Annotated in this window: 12 protein-coding genes, 1 pseudogene and 1 riboswitch; of the genes and pseudogenes, 7 read left to right on the top strand and 6 right to left on the bottom strand. The window is 70.7% G+C overall.

All coding sequences use genetic code 11. The features are described from left to right. Positions 1-214 precede the first annotated feature (214 nt). The gene (locus ACIHIX_RS04600) at positions 215-1021 is read left to right on the top strand and encodes an HAD family hydrolase (RefSeq protein ID WP_399949564.1); all 807 of its coding nucleotides are present in this window, start codon (positions 215-217) and stop codon (positions 1019-1021) included. Between the two features lie 4 nt (positions 1022-1025). Here ACIHIX_RS04600 and ACIHIX_RS04595 read toward each other — a convergent pair whose 3' ends face one another. The 3 genes and pseudogenes from ACIHIX_RS04595 to ACIHIX_RS04585 form a co-directional block, all read right to left on the bottom strand. Further along, complete coding sequence (locus tag ACIHIX_RS04595; RefSeq protein WP_399949563.1) at positions 1026-1472, bottom strand: transglycosylase SLT domain-containing protein; 447 nt, start codon at positions 1470-1472, stop codon at positions 1026-1028. A 5-nt stretch (positions 1473-1477) separates the two neighbouring features. After that, positions 1478-1682: riboswitch (cyclic di-AMP (ydaO/yuaA leader) on the bottom strand. A 180-nt stretch (positions 1683-1862) separates the two neighbouring features. Then, positions 1863-3863, bottom strand: a complete 2001-nt coding sequence (locus ACIHIX_RS04590) for a CocE/NonD family hydrolase (RefSeq protein WP_399949562.1) — start codon at positions 3861-3863, stop codon at positions 1863-1865. An 87-nt stretch (positions 3864-3950) separates the two neighbouring features. Beyond that, positions 3951-4503 (bottom strand): annotated as a pseudogene (locus ACIHIX_RS04585) (MFS transporter); the annotation flags it as partial. 207 nt (positions 4504-4710) lie between these two features. On the opposite strand from ACIHIX_RS04585, the gene ACIHIX_RS04580 reads away from it, so the two are divergent. From ACIHIX_RS04580 to ACIHIX_RS04560, 5 genes are all read left to right on the top strand, one after another. Next, positions 4711-5721, top strand: coding sequence for a polyprenyl synthetase family protein (locus ACIHIX_RS04580; RefSeq protein WP_399949561.1), 1011 nt, complete (start codon positions 4711-4713; stop codon positions 5719-5721). Positions 5722-5915: 194 nt separating this feature from the next. Next, positions 5916-6803 carry a CHRD domain-containing protein gene (locus tag ACIHIX_RS04575; RefSeq protein ID WP_399949560.1) on the top strand — a complete coding sequence of 296 codons (888 nt, stop codon included), beginning with the start codon at positions 5916-5918 and terminating at the stop codon, positions 6801-6803. Positions 6804-7073: 270 nt separating this feature from the next. Then, complete coding sequence (locus ACIHIX_RS04570) at positions 7074-8273, top strand: outer membrane lipoprotein carrier protein LolA (RefSeq protein WP_399949559.1); 1200 nt, start codon at positions 7074-7076, stop codon at positions 8271-8273. A 38-nt stretch (positions 8274-8311) separates the two neighbouring features. Further along, on the top strand, positions 8312-9292 hold the full coding sequence (locus tag ACIHIX_RS04565) for an ATP-binding cassette domain-containing protein (RefSeq protein WP_399949558.1): 981 nt from the start codon (positions 8312-8314) through the stop codon (positions 9290-9292). After that, positions 9279-10199: an ABC transporter permease gene (locus ACIHIX_RS04560; RefSeq protein ID WP_399949557.1), complete on the top strand. Its 921-nt coding sequence runs from the start codon at positions 9279-9281 to the stop codon at positions 10197-10199. Before ACIHIX_RS04565 ends, ACIHIX_RS04560 begins: the two co-directional genes overlap by 14 nt. A 1-nt stretch (position 10200) precedes the next feature. On the opposite strand, the gene ACIHIX_RS04555 is transcribed toward ACIHIX_RS04560, so the two are convergent. Both ACIHIX_RS04555 and ACIHIX_RS04550 read right to left on the bottom strand, forming a co-directional pair. Further along, positions 10201-10785: a flavodoxin family protein gene (locus ACIHIX_RS04555; protein ID WP_399949555.1), complete on the bottom strand. Its 585-nt coding sequence runs from the start codon at positions 10783-10785 to the stop codon at positions 10201-10203. A gap of 95 nt (positions 10786-10880) precedes the next feature. Beyond that, positions 10881-11384: a DUF6668 family protein gene (locus tag ACIHIX_RS04550; RefSeq protein ID WP_399949553.1), complete on the bottom strand. Its 504-nt coding sequence runs from the start codon at positions 11382-11384 to the stop codon at positions 10881-10883. Between the two features lie 216 nt (positions 11385-11600). Here ACIHIX_RS04550 and ACIHIX_RS04545 point away from each other — a divergent pair, with 216 nt between their 5' ends. After that, complete coding sequence (locus tag ACIHIX_RS04545; RefSeq protein WP_399949551.1) at positions 11601-12872, top strand: tetratricopeptide repeat protein; 1272 nt, start codon at positions 11601-11603, stop codon at positions 12870-12872. A 196-nt stretch (positions 12873-13068) separates the two neighbouring features. On the opposite strand, the gene ACIHIX_RS04540 is transcribed toward ACIHIX_RS04545, so the two are convergent. Beyond that, complete coding sequence (locus ACIHIX_RS04540) at positions 13069-14019, bottom strand: M28 family metallopeptidase (RefSeq protein ID WP_399949549.1); 951 nt, start codon at positions 14017-14019, stop codon at positions 13069-13071. Positions 14020-14116 lie beyond the last annotated feature (97 nt).

Genomic DNA, 14116 nt, shown 5'->3' with positions numbered 1-14116 from the left:
CATTCTCTGTGCACGCTCACAGACACTCACGAATCCGTGATCACGTCCCACGGCCTCGACGGGACGCGGGCCGGCTCTTCGAGGACGCCAACTCCCCTGTCGTGGTGCGGGATTCCACTGGGGCGCCAACCGGAGCCGACGTCAACGGATGTGAAAGGTGCGGCCGTCCGGTTCGCGTCGAGTCGGCGGGGGATTCCATCCGTATTCTCTGATCATGGCCGCACCCACCGCATATTCACTCGTCGCCACTGACCTGGACGGAACCCTCCTCCGGGGCGACGACACGCTCTCCGACCGCTCGCTCGCCGCGCTCGCGCGGGTGGCGGCGGCCGGGGCCCGGCATCTGGTGGTGACCGGCCGACCGGCCCCCAGAGTGCGGCCGCTCCTCGACGACCTCGGCAGCACCGGGCTCGCGGTGTGCGGGCAGGGCGCGCAGGTGTACGACGCCGGCGCGGACCGTCTGCTGTGGTCGGTCACCTTGGACCGGGAGCTGGCCGAGACCGCGCTCGGCAAGATCGAGGCGGAGGTGGGGCAGGTGTACGCCGCCGTCGACCAGGACGGGGTCGACGGGCTCACGCTCATCGAGCCGGGCTATCTGATGCCGCACCCGACCCTGCCCGCCGTGCGGGTGGGCCGCCGTGACGACCTGTGGTGCGAGCCGATCAGCAAGGTGCTGCTGCGCCATCCCACCCTGTCGGACGACGAGTTGGCGGCGACCGCGCGCGGAGTCGTCGGTTCCCTCGCGACGGTGACGATGTCCGGCCCCGGCACCGTCGAACTCCAGCCATGCGGCATCACGAAGGCGACGGGCCTCGCGCTGGCCGCCGAGTACCTCGGCCTCGGCCCGCGGGACACCGTCGCCTTCGGTGACATGCCCAACGACATCCCCATGTTCGACTGGGCGGCCCATGGTGTCGCGATGGCCAACGCCCACCCCGAACTCAAGGCGGTCGCGGACGAGATCACCCTTTCGAACGAGGACGACGGCGTCGCCGTCGTCCTCGATCGGCTGTATCGCTAGATCTCTAGTAGGCGCCGTACACGTTGTCGATCGAGCCGTACACCGCGGCCGCGTAGTTGCAGGCCGCGGTGATGTTCGCGACCGGGTCGTAGGAGTTCCACGAGGTGCCGGCCACGTGGTACGCGTTGAAGGTCGGGTCGATCACCTGGAGCAGGCCCTTGGAGGGCGTGCCCGCGATCGCGTTGGAGTCCCAGTTGTTGATGGCGTACGGGTTGCCCGAGGACTCACGGATGACGTTGCGGTAGATGCCGTCGTAGGTGCCGGGGATCCCGTTCTGGGCCATGACCTGGAGCGAGGCGCGGATCCAGCCGTCGAGGGTGTCGGAGTAGCCGAGCGAGGTGGCGGTGACCGTGGTCGTGGTGGCCGCGGACGCGGTGGTCGCGCCGACGACGGGGAAGGCGAGTGCGGCGACGGCGGCACCGGTGACAGCGAGCTTGCGGGACAGACGCATGACGAAGTTCCTCTCCGGCGCCTGCGAGGTGAGCTGTCGGGTTCGGGCGGGAGCTGCCCGGTCATGCCGAGAAGGCATTACTTCACCCCAAGCCGTACCGGAATGTCCGAAGACGTCCGGTACGGCGACTTACCTGGTTCCCCCGCTCCTGCCGTGAAGTTCTCTGTGTGAGCGGTCTACGGGCGGCGGCAGGATTCGGCGTCCACCCGGGCCGGGAACGTATGCGACTGCACATGTCCGAAACAAGTACCGGATTCACAGATCGCACCTGTTGACCTTGGTGCGTGGATTGTGAGGCCCGGAATCACGGGGATTAGGGGCGTGGGAGCGTGAGGCAAGTCACCGTCGAGCGCGAGAACGGCAAATCGGGCAATCATCCCCAACTGGCGTTTAACCGGCGGTCCGTGGAATCCGCTTCTCCCAGGTCCGATGGAAGACCACCTCGCCGCCCTCGGTGCAGATCACCTCGTCGGAGGTCAGGAACACAGCCGCCTCACAGATGATCTCCGAGCGGGTCCGGACGGTCGTGTCCCAGCCCAGCTCCGGCCGGTGCAGCCGGATCGACCACTCCGAGCGGGCGCGGGCCGACAGGGGGTCCGTCTCGTCGATCGTGTACGTCTCCAGTGCGTCCTCGGTGAACTCCAGGCCGTCGGGATAGACCCGGGTGCCGCCGTACCGCGGATCGACCTCAAGGCGCCACTCGCCCTTGGCGACATCCCGGACGACCAGCCGCTCGGGGCGGGGTTCGTCGAGGGTGGCCGGGAAGTTGACCCCGAGGGGCGCGGACTGTTCGGGCTCTGCGAAGCCGATGTCGGCAGCCAAGTCACGGGTCCTGACCGGCAGTTCGAGGAAGCTGCCCGCCGGGTCCAGCGTGAGGCCGGCCTCTGACTCGGGTTGCGGCCAGATCCACGGCCAGTACGCGGAGGAGACCGCGAGCCGGATGCGATGACCCGGCGGGAAGACATGCCCGATGCCGTTCAGCTCGAAGGCGACCTCCCCGGTCGCCCCCGGCTCCCACGGCACCGCCCGGTCCCGCCCGTGCCGCGCCGACAGATTCAGCACGCCCCGGGTGGCCAGCGTCGACGCACCGTCCGGCGCCACATCGCACAGCCGTGCGATCACCTGTCCGCGCGGCACCTCGCACGTCACCCGCAACCGCACCCGGGGCCGCCCCAGCACCCAGGTCTCCTCGCCCACCGCGAACTCGAAACAGGCCGAACGGGCGTCCTCCTCCCGCTGGTCCGGCGGCAGGTCGGCGTCGTTCCCGAACGGGAAGAAGCGCCCGGCGTCCACGCCCGTGTGCTGCGGGGAGCGGACGAGGACGGGGGCGCCCTGGAGGCCGTACGAGATGGTCGTGACGTGCGGGGAGGGCCAGGCCGGCTCGCCGACCCAGCGGCCCGGGAGGGCGTCGTAGGCCGTGGCGGGGCGATGGGAGTCGCTGACGTAGGCCCGCAGCAGGGGCTCGCGCATGACGCCGGTGTCGACGCCCTTCAGGTGCTGGTCCCACCAGCGCAGGGTCTCCTGGAGGAAGCCGATCGCCGGACCCGGCGGCAGCCCGCGGTCCGGGTACTGGTGGGGCCAGGGGCCGACGATCCCTCGTACCCGGTCCGGAGGCAGATGCTCGACCAGCCTCAGCACCGTGTCGCGGTACGGGTCGTGCCAGCCGCCCACCGCCAGGACCGCCGCGTCGATCGCGCCGTAGTCCTCGCAGACGCTGCCGTGGCGCCAGTAGTCGTCGCGGGTCTGGTGGTCCAGCCAGGTGTGGATGAACGGGTCGACGTGCTCCAGGCGTTCGAGCCACAGGTCCCGCCAGCCCGGGCCCGCGTACCGCGGGTCGGGGGGCCGGGAGACGAAGGCCAGCATGGTGGCGGCCCAGGCGTGCATGTCGACGGCGAGGACGGAACCTCCCCTGTAGTGCACGTCGTTGTCATAGCGGTCGTCCGTGGAGCAGACCGTGACGACCGCCTTGAGCGGCTCGGGCGCGAGGGCCGCGATCTGGAGGGAGTTGAAGCCGCCCCAGGAGATGCCGAACATGCCCACCCGGCCGTCGCACCAGGGCTGCGTCGCCAGCCAGTTGACCACCTCGACCCCGTCGGCCAGCTCGGTCGCCGAGTACTCGTCCGTCGGCAGCCCTTCGCTGTTGCCGTGCCCGCGGACGTCGACGCGCACGGAGGCGTACCCGTGGCCCGCGTACCAGGGGTGCCGCTGGAAGTCGCGGGGCGCGGTCCAGTCGGTGAGCCGGTACGGCAGGTATTCGAGCAGAGCGGGTACCGGTTCTTCGGTGAGCGGTCGCCACACGCGCGCGTACAGCCGCGTCCCGTCCGGGAGCGGGATGCGGAGGTCCTCGTGGGCCGTCTCGTAGGGGAAGGACGTACGGATGTGCAGGCTCATCGCTGTGACCTCAGTGGACGGGGTGCATGGTGCGGCGCAGCCACGGGGCGGCGGCCATCACCGCGAGGGCGAGGGCGAGGGAGAGGAAACGATCAGCCGCACCGCCCGCCTCATCGCGCCCCGCGCGAGCGCGAACCCGGCGGCGTGTCTGCGCCCGGCCAGGTGACGGCGCCCGGCGACGTACTGGACGAGCCCGAAGGTCATGCCGATCGCGGCGGCCGAGAAACCCCAGTGCCAGCCCTTGTGGTCGCCCAGCCGGCCGGTGATCAGGGGGCCGGCGAAGGCGCCGATGTTGATCGCCATGTAGGAGAGCGCGAACCCGGCGTCCCGCCGCTCGTCGTCGGTCCGGTAGAGCTTGCCGACCATGGTGGCCACGTTGGGCTTGAGCAGCCCGGTGCCGGCGCTGATCAGCCCGAGGCCCACCCAGGTCATGGTCGCGGCCGACATGCCCATGCCCTCGTTCGCCACCGAGTCGGCGAAGTACAGGACGAGGATGGCCTGCATGCCCAGGAACGAGAAGCGCTCCCGGACCTCCGGACCGGAGAGGGTGAGCAGGCCTTTCGGCTGGCCGAAGAAGGCGGTGTCGTCCTCCGGGGGGTGGCTGACTTCCGGGCGCTACGTCGACACTGGTTCCAGACACACTCCACTACTTCCGCTTAAGTCGATAGATATCCGTTCTTTTCAGGTGATCAGAAACATACCGGCCGTGATCCGATACCGCCCGCGCTGCACGGGTGGGGGGCGACGGTGATCGAAAGGTGACCGGATACGCTGACTTGAGTGAAGGCAGCGACCTATCGACAAACCGCGTAAGCGCCAGTAGACACCAGCAGACAGGAGACCCCTCGTGACCGTCGTCGGGCCGTTCGGGCTGAGCGTGCGGGACCAGGCTCTCGAAGCCGATGTCCAGGCCGGATTGGCTGCTGTCGAGGAGGGTTTGCTCGAAGCCACCAAGAGCGAGGTCCCCTTCATCACGGAGGCCGCACAGCATCTCGTCCGCGCGGGCGGCAAGCGCTTCCGGCCGTTGCTCGTGATGCTCACCGCCCAGTTCGGCGACCCCTACGCACCCGGTGTGGTGCCGTCGGCGGTGGTCGTCGAGCTGACCCACCTGGCGACGCTGTACCACGACGACGTGATGGACGAGGCGACGGTGCGGCGCGGCGTCGACGCCGCGAACACCCGCTGGGGCAACTCCGTCGCCGTCCTCACGGGTGACTTCCTGTTCGCCCGCGCCTCACAGATCCTCGCCGACCTCGGCCCCGAGGCGGTCCGTATCCAGGCCGAGGCGTTCGAGCGGCTGGTGACCGGACAGATCCTGGAGACCGCCGGGCCGGTGGACGGCCGGGACCCGGTCGAGCACTACCTGGACGTGCTGGGTGGCAAGACGGGATCGCTGATCGCGGTGGCGTGCCGGTTCGGCTCGATGATGTCGGGTGCCGACGAGACGGTGGTCGACGTGCTGACGCAGTACGGGGAGCGGCTCGGCGTCGCCTTCCAGCTCGCGGACGACGTGCTGGACATCGCCTCCGACTCCCACGAGTCGGGGAAGACGCCGGGCACGGATCTCCGCGAGGGCATTCCCACGCTGCCGGTGCTGCGCCTGCGGGAGCGGGCGGCGCGGTTGGGGCTGGCGGAGGACGTGGCTCTGTGCGAGCTGCTGGACTCCGACCTGAGCGATGACGCGCGGCTGGCGGAGGCGTTGGAGGCGTTGCGGACGCATCCCGCGCTGGAGCAGGCTCGGCGGGACACGGTTCGCTATGCGGAGGAGGCGCGGGCTGCGCTTGCTCCGTTGCCGGAGTGTGACGCCAAGGCCGCGCTGACCGAGCTGTGTGACGCCGTGGTGCATCGGGCGGGGTAAGTCTCGGGGCCTGCTGTTTCGGTGCCGGGCGCGGGTTCGTTGTGGCTGGTCGCGCAGTTCCCCGCGCCCCTGAGCGGCATCAATGTGATGCCGCTCACATATTTTGGGCTGAGTCCGGGCTGGGATCTGTCCCGTATGTCTCCACGGAAGTCGGCGCAGGGGGTGCCGGCTCCGGGAAACGGGGAGACACGTTCATGCGTAAGAGGCTGATCGTCAGCGCTGTCGCCGTCGCCGCCGTGGCTGTCCCCACGTCGGCCTCGGCCGTCGGGAACACCGCCGAGACCCCGACCGTCCTCGCCGCCAGTCTGCGGGGGGCCAATGAGGTCGGCGTGGGGGACTCGGACGGGGCCGCGTTGGAGTTCGTCAAGGTGGACGGGGACCGGGTCTCCGTCGCCGTGAAGTGGCGGGGGCTCGACCGGCCCACCGCCCTGCATCTCCACCAGGGTGCCAAGGGGGCCGACGGCGACGTAAAGGTCGACTTCGGCAAGGTCCTCGGGAAGGGCAGGGGGCACAGCGCCACCGGCACGGTGACGGTGAAGGACGCGGCGCTGCTCGACGCGCTGAAGTCCGATCCCGGGTCGTTCTACGCCAACCTGCACACCAAGCAGTTCCCCGGGGGAGCCGTGCGGGGACAGCTGCACCGCGTCACCGTCGCCGGGTTCGACTTCCGTGACGCGCTGAAGAACGTCCAGGCGTCCGTGGTGAAGGGCGAGCAGATCTACGAGTGCAAGGCGGCCACGGGCGGCGGGTACGCCTTCGCCCAGCGGGACGTCAGCGCCGTCCTCGGCGGCCGGATCGCACACTCGTTCGTGGCCCCCAACTCCGGTACCCCGCAGTGGGTCGCGCCCGACGGCAGCGCGGTCACCGGCGCCGTCCTGTCCCGGACCCCGAACGGCGACGGCAACATCCCGGAGCTGGACCTGAAGGCCACTCAGTCCGGCAAGCGGCACGGCCTGCTGGCCCGTACGACCGAGATCCTGCGGCTCAACACCGTCGGCGGAGCAGCCCCGTCCGGCTCCTGCGCGCCGGGGGAGATCGTCGCGGTGCCGTACCACGCGGACTACGTGTTCCTGCGCGGCTGACCAGCACGTCCGGAGCGGCGTCTTCCGTGCGACCCCTACGGGTCGGGGGAGGCGCCGCCTCCGTGTGTCATACCCCAGGTGTACGTGGAGTTGAGCCCGCGGGCTGACGCCCCGCCGCCGCCGATTTGGTCAGATGGGAACCACGGGAAAACACCAATCCTCACCGATTCGGGTGAGAATGGCGGCTACGGGTTGGACGTGGGGGGCACCTCTCCAGGCAGGGGAAGCGCTTCAGAGGACGCCGCCGCCGACGACGGAGGTAGGGCACACATGGCACCGTACGAATCCGACGACATCACGCTCGCGGACGAGGCCGAGGACCTGCGCGCAGGGCGTCGCAAGGCCGCGCGGTACGTCGTCCCGGTCGCGGTCGTGGGGGTGGCCGCGGCGACCATCGGGCTCGTCCCCGCGCTCGCCGACTCCGGCGACCCGGACCTGCCGAAGATCAGCGCACAGCAACTCATCGAGAAGATCGCCGCGTCGGACGTCCAGCAGCTGTCCGGCACGGTGAAGATCAGCACGGATCTGGGGCTGCCCGACTTCGGCGGGCTCGGCGACGCCTTCACGGGCGGCGGCGCGAGCTCCGGCGGGGACGGGTCGTCCGCCGACCCCTCCACCAAGCTGACCGAACTCGCGACCGGCACGCACACCCTGCGCGTCGCCTCCGACGGCCCGGACAAGCAGAAGGTCTCGGTCCTGGAGGACGCCGCCGAGTACAGCCTCATCCACAACGGCAAGAACGTCTGGGGCTACGACAGCAAGTCCAACGAGGTCTTCCACGCCACCACCGACGAGAGCGCCCAGCACGAGGAGGAAGCCCCGGCCACGCCCAAGGACTTCGCCGACGAGGCCCTCAAGGCGGTCGACGACACCACGTCCGTGACGGTCGACGGCACGGCGCAGGTGGCCGGCCGGGACGCGTACCGGCTCGTCATCAAGCCCAAGGACGACGGGTCGACGATCGGCCAGATCACCGTCGCCGTGGACGCGAGGACCGGGCTGCCGCTGAAGTTCACGCTGACCCCGTCGAGCGGCGGCGCGGCCGTCGTCGACGCCGGCTTCACCCAGGTCAGCTTCGCCGAGCCGGCCGCGTCCACCTTCGACTTCACCCCGCCCAAGGGCGCGAAGGTCACGGAGGAGGACAGCACGGCCGCCCCGCGGGAGCACTCGAAGCCGTCCGGCGCCGAGGGCTTCGGCGCCGGCCTCGACGGGCTGAACGTGATCGGGGACGGCTGGGACTCCATCGCCGCCTTCGACACCGGCGGCCAGGGCGTCCCGTCCGGCTCCGAGGCCGGCGGCGCGTTCGGTGGCTTCCTCGACTCGCTCGGCGACAAGGTGAGCGGCACGTTCGGCGAGGGCACGGTCTTCAAGACGCGGCTGATCAACGCCCTGGTCACGGACGACGGCAAGGTCTACGTCGGCGCTGTGACCAAGGACGCGCTGGTGAAGGCGGCGGACGCGGCGAAGTAAGTGCCCTAAGGGCTGGGCTGGATGAATCGAGGGAGCCGATGGGGCCAGTGCCCGCCACGGAATCGCATCCGGAGGGCGCGGGGGACGTGGATGACGACAGCGTCATTCACACCCGCGCGCTCACCAAGCGCTACCGCGGCGGGCAGCTCGCCGTCGACGGTCTCGACCTGACCGTCCCGGCGGGCAGCGTCTTCGGTTTCCTCGGCCCCAACGGCTCCGGCAAGACCACCACCATCCGCATGCTGATGGGCCTGATCGAGCCCACGTCGGGCACGGCCCGCGTCCTGGGCCGCCCCATGCCGCGCGCCACCCGCGCGGTACTCCCGCACGTGGGCGCCCTCATCGAGGGCCCGGCGCTCTACGGATTCCTCTCCGGCCGCGACAACCTCGTCCGCTACGACGCCGCCGACCCGACCGCCGACCCCCGCACCCGGCGCACCCGTGTCGCGACGGCCCTGGACCGGGTCGGCCTCGCGGCGGCGGCCGGCAAGAAGGCGAAGGCGTACTCGCTGGGCATGAAGCAGCGACTGGGTCTCGCGGCAGCCCTCCTCCAGCCCCGCAAGCTGCTGGTACTGGACGAGCCGACCAACGGCCTCGACCCCCAGGGCATGCGCGAGATCCGTTCCCTGGTCCGCGAGTTGGCCTCCGACGGCACCACGGTCTTCCTCTCCTCCCACCTCCTCGACGAGATCGAACAGGTCTGCACGCATGCGGCGGTCATGGCCCAGGGCAGATTGATCACCCAGGGCCCGGTGACGGACCTGGCGGCGAGAGGCCGCTTGGTCGTGACGACTCCGGACACGGGGGAGGCGGCGAGGGTCCTGAAGGAACAGGGGGTCAGTGACGTCGTGGTGACGGAGGACCGGGTGACGGCGGATCCACCGGAGGGAGAATGGGCGGATCTGAACGCGGCGTTGGTGACGGCGGGTGTCAGGGTCCGAGGCTTCACGATCGAACGGGCGTCACTGGAAGAGGCTTTCGTGGCCCTGACCGGGGAGGGCTTCGATGTCGCAGGCTGAGTTGACCCACCAGGGGCGCGGGGAACTGCGCGACCAGCCACAACGCACCGCAAGTCGCCGAACAACCCCACGCGGCACCCTCTTCGGCAATGAACTCCGCACCACCTTCCGCCGCTGGCGCACCCTCGCCCTGCTCACCGTCCTCGCCGCCGTCCCCCTCCTCGTAGGCATCGCCATCAAGATCGAGACCAGCGACGGCGGCGGCGTGGGCCAGGGCCGCGGCGGCGGAGGAGAGGGCCCCGCCTTCATCTCCCAGGTCACCAACAACGGCCTCTTCCTGGTGTTCACGGCGTTGGCGGCGACCCTCCCCTTCTTCCTCCCCATGGCCATCGGCGTGATCGCGGGCGACGCGATCGCAGGCGAGTCCAACGCCGGCACCCTGCGCTACCTCCTCGTCGCCCCGGCCGGCCGCACCCGCCTGCTGCTCACCAAGTTCGCGACGGTGATGACGTTCTGCGTGGTGGCGACCCTCGTCGTGGCGATCTCCGCGCTGGCCGTGGGCGCTCTCCTCTTCCCCCTCGGCGATCTGACGACCATCTCCGGAACGCGGATCACCTTCACCGAGGGACTGGGCCGGGCCTTCCTCATCGCCCTGGTCGTCGCCGCGTCACTGACCGGCGTGGCGGCCCTCGGCCTCTTCGTCTCGACCCTCACCGGCAGCGGCATCGCGGCGATGGCGACGACCGTCGGCCTGCTCATCACGGTCCAGATCCTCGACCAGATCCCCCAACTGCACGCGCTTCAGCCGTACTTCTTCTCGCACTACTGGCTGTCCTTCGCCGACCTCATGCGCGAGCCCGTCTACTGGGACGACCTCCAGAAGAACCTGGGCCTCCAGGCCCTGTACGCGGCGGTGTTCGGCTCGGCGGCGTGGGCGAGATTCACGACGAAGGACATCACCGCGTAGCTCAGACCTCTTCGTACGGGAAGCGGGCGAGCGGCGCCTCCTGCGCGAAGAACGTCTTCGCGCGCGCCAGCGCCTGCGTGTCGCCCAGTACGTCACCCGGCTTGCTGCCGTTGCCGAGCAGCACCCCGCCGAACCGCATCCTCAGGTACGCCGCCGAGTGGTGGAGCGTGCCGATCAGCGGGTCGGCGACCTCGAACTCCTCATGGGCGAGCGCGGTGACGCCCCACAGGGTGCGGCCCGCCATCGTGGCCTTGAAGTCGATGCCGGGGGTGCGCAGCCAGCCCGACCAGTAGTCGAGGTACCGCTTGGCGTGGCCGGAGACCGAGTACCAGTAGAGCGGCGACGCGATCACGATGTCCGTCGCGGCGATCGTGGCGTCGAAGAGCAGCCCCGTGGTCCCGTCCGTCGGGCGCACATGGTCGCTGTCGTGCCGCAGGTCCTCGAAGTCGGGCAGCGGATGCGCCGCGAGGTCGATCCACCGCTGCTCGACGTCCGCGGGCAGCTGCTCGGCGGCCCGGCGGGCCAGCAGCTCGGTGTTGCCGTCGCTGCGGCTGCTGGCCAGGAGGAACAGGAAGCGGCGGGTCATGGGGACTCCAGGCGTCGTTGGTGACGTACGACAAGTACAAGCGCCTGCATTATATGCACGCGCAAGCAATCAGGGAAAGGCCCACGGGAGCCCCCTCAGTGCGGCCGCCCCGCCGCTCCCGTGAGCCGGGCCAGGGATGCCGTCTCGCGCGGCGGGTGCCCCGAGAGATCGCCGAGGCGCCAGTCCGGGACCCACGGCACCCGGTACACGTCGATCACCGACTCGATGACCTTGACGTGCTGCGCGAGCGGTTTCGGCAGCCGCCCCGGCGCGTCCGCGACCAGGACCACCGCGTCGAGGTCCAGCCCCGGCGGAGCCTCGCCGCGCCGGAAGAGCTCCAGCGCGCGCAGCACCGCCGCCAGCCCGGCCGCATGGGTACGGGCCACGAGCAGCACCGACGGGGGATCGGCGGGGCCGGGCCAGTCACGGCCGCAGTCATGGCCGCCGTAGACGAATGAGAGAGTGGAGGTGCCGGCGCCGCCGTGGGTGCCGACCCAGGAGAAGCGCCGTGCCGTGGCGGTGGCGTGAACGGGCTCCGGGGGCGGGCCCTGCGGTACGGCCACCGGCCCGCGGATCCAGATCTCCGGCCCCTGCTGCACCTGCGGTCTCCTTCCCGAGACGTCTCCCGTCTCGCCTGGGACGAGTCTGTGACGCCACGGTGACGTGAGAACCGGGAGCGAGCGGAGAGACTACTCAACAGTACGGGTACGACCGGCTCTTGATGCCGGGGGAGCGGAAGGCCGACGGCCAGAGGGAGCACCATGGGACTCGAACACGCCGTCCGCCCACTCCCCGACGCACCGAGTGAGGGAACGATGTCGCGACTTGGCCGTGAGAAGCGGGAACAGCAGGGTGCCGTGCTCGCGGCGGCACCGCTCGATGTGCTGGTCGGGCCGGGCGGTGCCACCGTCGGTGGCGTGCCGGTCGGCGCGATGCCCGGCGAGGAGATCCAGCAGACGGTCCTGAACCACCTCCACCGCATCGCCCTCGCCACCGGACACCCCGTGCACGTCACGGTCCGCGACGAGCGCATCGGCTATGTCGTCGCCCTGCTGATCGAGAGGGACGGTTCCAGCCGGTTCACGGCGGAGCCCCGCCGCACGGCTCCGGCGACCGGCGTGGGGGAGACGGCCTGGCCGACCGCGGCGGGCCAGGAGGACCTGTCCCCGGCAGGGCCCGCCCCCGTTCCCCTCCCCGCGACCGCCGACGCCCAGCCCCCGCGCGACAAGCCGACCCACATCCTCCGCGCTCCCTCCGAGACCGAGACCGAGGGCGACACCGGGACCGAGGCCGGGCCGCAGGAACAGCGGGATCAGCGGGAACCGCGCGACGCCATGCCGACGTTCCGGCTGCGGGCCGTACCGGAGTGGGTGGAGAACGCGGCGCCCGGCACGGTCGCGCCCCCGACGGGACAGTTCGGCCCCCCGCCGGTGATGGACGCACCCACGACGGACGCCGAGCCGGCTTCCCGGCCCACCCCGGCTCCCGCGCCCAAGCCCGTCCTCGACCTCGCCGCCTCCACCCCCCTCGACGACCCCGACCCCAAGCCCACCCCGCCGCGCGGCTTCGACGCCGTGGCCGAGGCGGTGCTCGGGGACGATCCCGCGACCGCGTACGACGGGGGCGGCACCGCGATGCTCGCCGAGCCGATGGCCCGGATCAACGACGCGGTCAAGGAAGGGCGGGTGGAGGAGGCGGCCCGGCTGTCCGAGCACACCGTGGCGCAGGCCTCGGCGGCGCTCGGCGCGGAGCACCCGGAAGTGCTGCGGCTGCTCGAACTCACCGCGTACATCGCCTACTTGGCCGGTGACCCGGCGCGCGCCTTCGGGCTCTCGCTGGACCTGGCGAGGACCCGCAGCCGCGCCCGGGACGCGGAGGCCGCGTACGGCAACGTCCAGAGCGCGGCGACCGCCTGGCGTGCCGTACGCGACCCGGAGCTGGGGCTGCGCATGGGCGTGGACCTGATCGGACTGTGGACCGAGCTGACACACGAGGACGGTCCGGCGGCCGAGGACATCGAGCAGCTGGAGTCCGCCCACGCCCGGATGAACCGGCTCGCCGAACGCGCCCGCAAGCTCAGCCGTTAGGGCCTGTCCGGCGGATCATGCCGCAGACGCGGGGTCTGGTGCGTCGGCCTGCGGCGTTGTCGTCGGTTGCCGACGCTCCGCGTCGCCGCCCTCCTCCGCCTTGCAGTCCAACGCACCAGACCCCGCTCACCGGCGTCGATGAGGCGCCGCGGCTTTCCTGCGACTTGATCCGCCGGACAGGCCCTGGGCCCGGGGACTACGACGACAGCGCCCAGACGGCGTACGCGATCGCGTCGCTGTTCCGGTTCAGCGCGGTGTCGTTGATGTTGGACGTGGTGTCGCAGGACGAGTGGTAGCAGCGGTCGAAGGCCTGTCCCGACGTACCGCCCCACTTGGCCGCCTGTGCCGCCGTCTTGATGTAGTCGGCGCCGCTGAACAGGCCGCCGACGGGGACGCCGGCGTTCTTGAACGGCGCGTGGTCGGAACGGCCGTCGCCCTCGGTCTCGATCTCCGTGGCGACGCCGAGACCGGCGTAGTAGTCCTTGAAGGTCTTCTCGATCGCGGGATCGTCGTCGTAGACGAAGTAGCCGGGGTTGGGGGAGCCGATCATGTCGAAGTTCAGATAGCCGCTGATCTTCGCTCTGTTCGTCGAGGACAGGTTGTTGACGTAGTAGCGGGAGCCGACCAGGCCCAGTTCCTCCGCGCCCCACCAGGCGAATCTCAGATGCTTGGCGGGCTGGTAGCCGGCCCGGGAGACGGCCAGCGCGGTCTCCAGGACGGCCGCCGAGCCGGAGCCGTTGTCGTTGATGCCGGGTCCGGCGGTGACGCTGTCGAGGTGCGAGCCGGACATGACGACCCGGTTGGTGTCGCCGCCCGGCCAGTCCGCGATCAGGTTGTAGCCGGTGCGGCCCGAGGAGGTGAACTGCTGGATGGTGGTGGTGAATCCGGCGGCGTCGAGCTTGGCCTTCACATAGTCGAGGGAGGCCTTGTAGCCGGCGCGGCCGTGCGCGCGGTTGCCGCCGTTGGCGGTGGCGATGGACTGGAGCTGGGTCAGATGCGCCTTGACGTTGGCGAGGGGGATGTCCGGGGCGGCGGCCACCGCGGGGTGCGGGGCGGGGGCCGCCCCGGCTATGGATCCGCCGATCAGGAGTGTCGCGGCCGCGGTGACGGCGGTGGCCGTCGCGCGTCCGGGAACCGAGAGCTTCATGTGGGGGGCTCCGAATTCCTCGGGAATCACAGGGATTCCACAGCGAATGGGGTGCCTGGATGGTGAAGCTGTGACTAACTCTCCGTCAAGAGCGGTA

It is taken from the genome of Streptomyces sp. NPDC051913 (genome assembly GCF_044593635.1).
Lineage (GTDB): Bacteria > Actinomycetota > Actinomycetes > Streptomycetales > Streptomycetaceae > Streptomyces.
This window is presented reverse-complemented; position numbering and strand designations above follow the sequence as displayed.

Coding starts and splice junctions, on each gene's coding strand:
- ACIHIX_RS04600 (WP_399949564.1), top strand. CDS start 215: ATGGCCGCACCCACCGCATATTCACTCGTCGCCACTGACCTGGACGGA.
- ACIHIX_RS04570 (WP_399949559.1), top strand. CDS start 7,074: ATGGCACCGTACGAATCCGACGACATCACGCTCGCGGACGAGGCCGAG.
- ACIHIX_RS04545 (WP_399949551.1), top strand. CDS start 11,601: ATGTCGCGACTTGGCCGTGAGAAGCGGGAACAGCAGGGTGCCGTGCTC.
- ACIHIX_RS04595 (WP_399949563.1), bottom strand. CDS start 1,472: ATGCGTCTGTCCCGCAAGCTCGCTGTCACCGGTGCCGCCGTCGCCGCA.
- ACIHIX_RS04560 (WP_399949557.1), top strand. CDS start 9,279: ATGTCGCAGGCTGAGTTGACCCACCAGGGGCGCGGGGAACTGCGCGAC.
- ACIHIX_RS04540 (WP_399949549.1), bottom strand. CDS start 14,019: ATGAAGCTCTCGGTTCCCGGACGCGCGACGGCCACCGCCGTCACCGCG.
- ACIHIX_RS04565 (WP_399949558.1), top strand. CDS start 8,312: ATGGGGCCAGTGCCCGCCACGGAATCGCATCCGGAGGGCGCGGGGGAC.
- ACIHIX_RS04590 (WP_399949562.1), bottom strand. CDS start 3,863: ATGAGCCTGCACATCCGTACGTCCTTCCCCTACGAGACGGCCCACGAG.
- ACIHIX_RS04555 (WP_399949555.1), bottom strand. CDS start 10,785: ATGACCCGCCGCTTCCTGTTCCTCCTGGCCAGCAGCCGCAGCGACGGC.
- ACIHIX_RS04575 (WP_399949560.1), top strand. CDS start 5,916: ATGCGTAAGAGGCTGATCGTCAGCGCTGTCGCCGTCGCCGCCGTGGCT.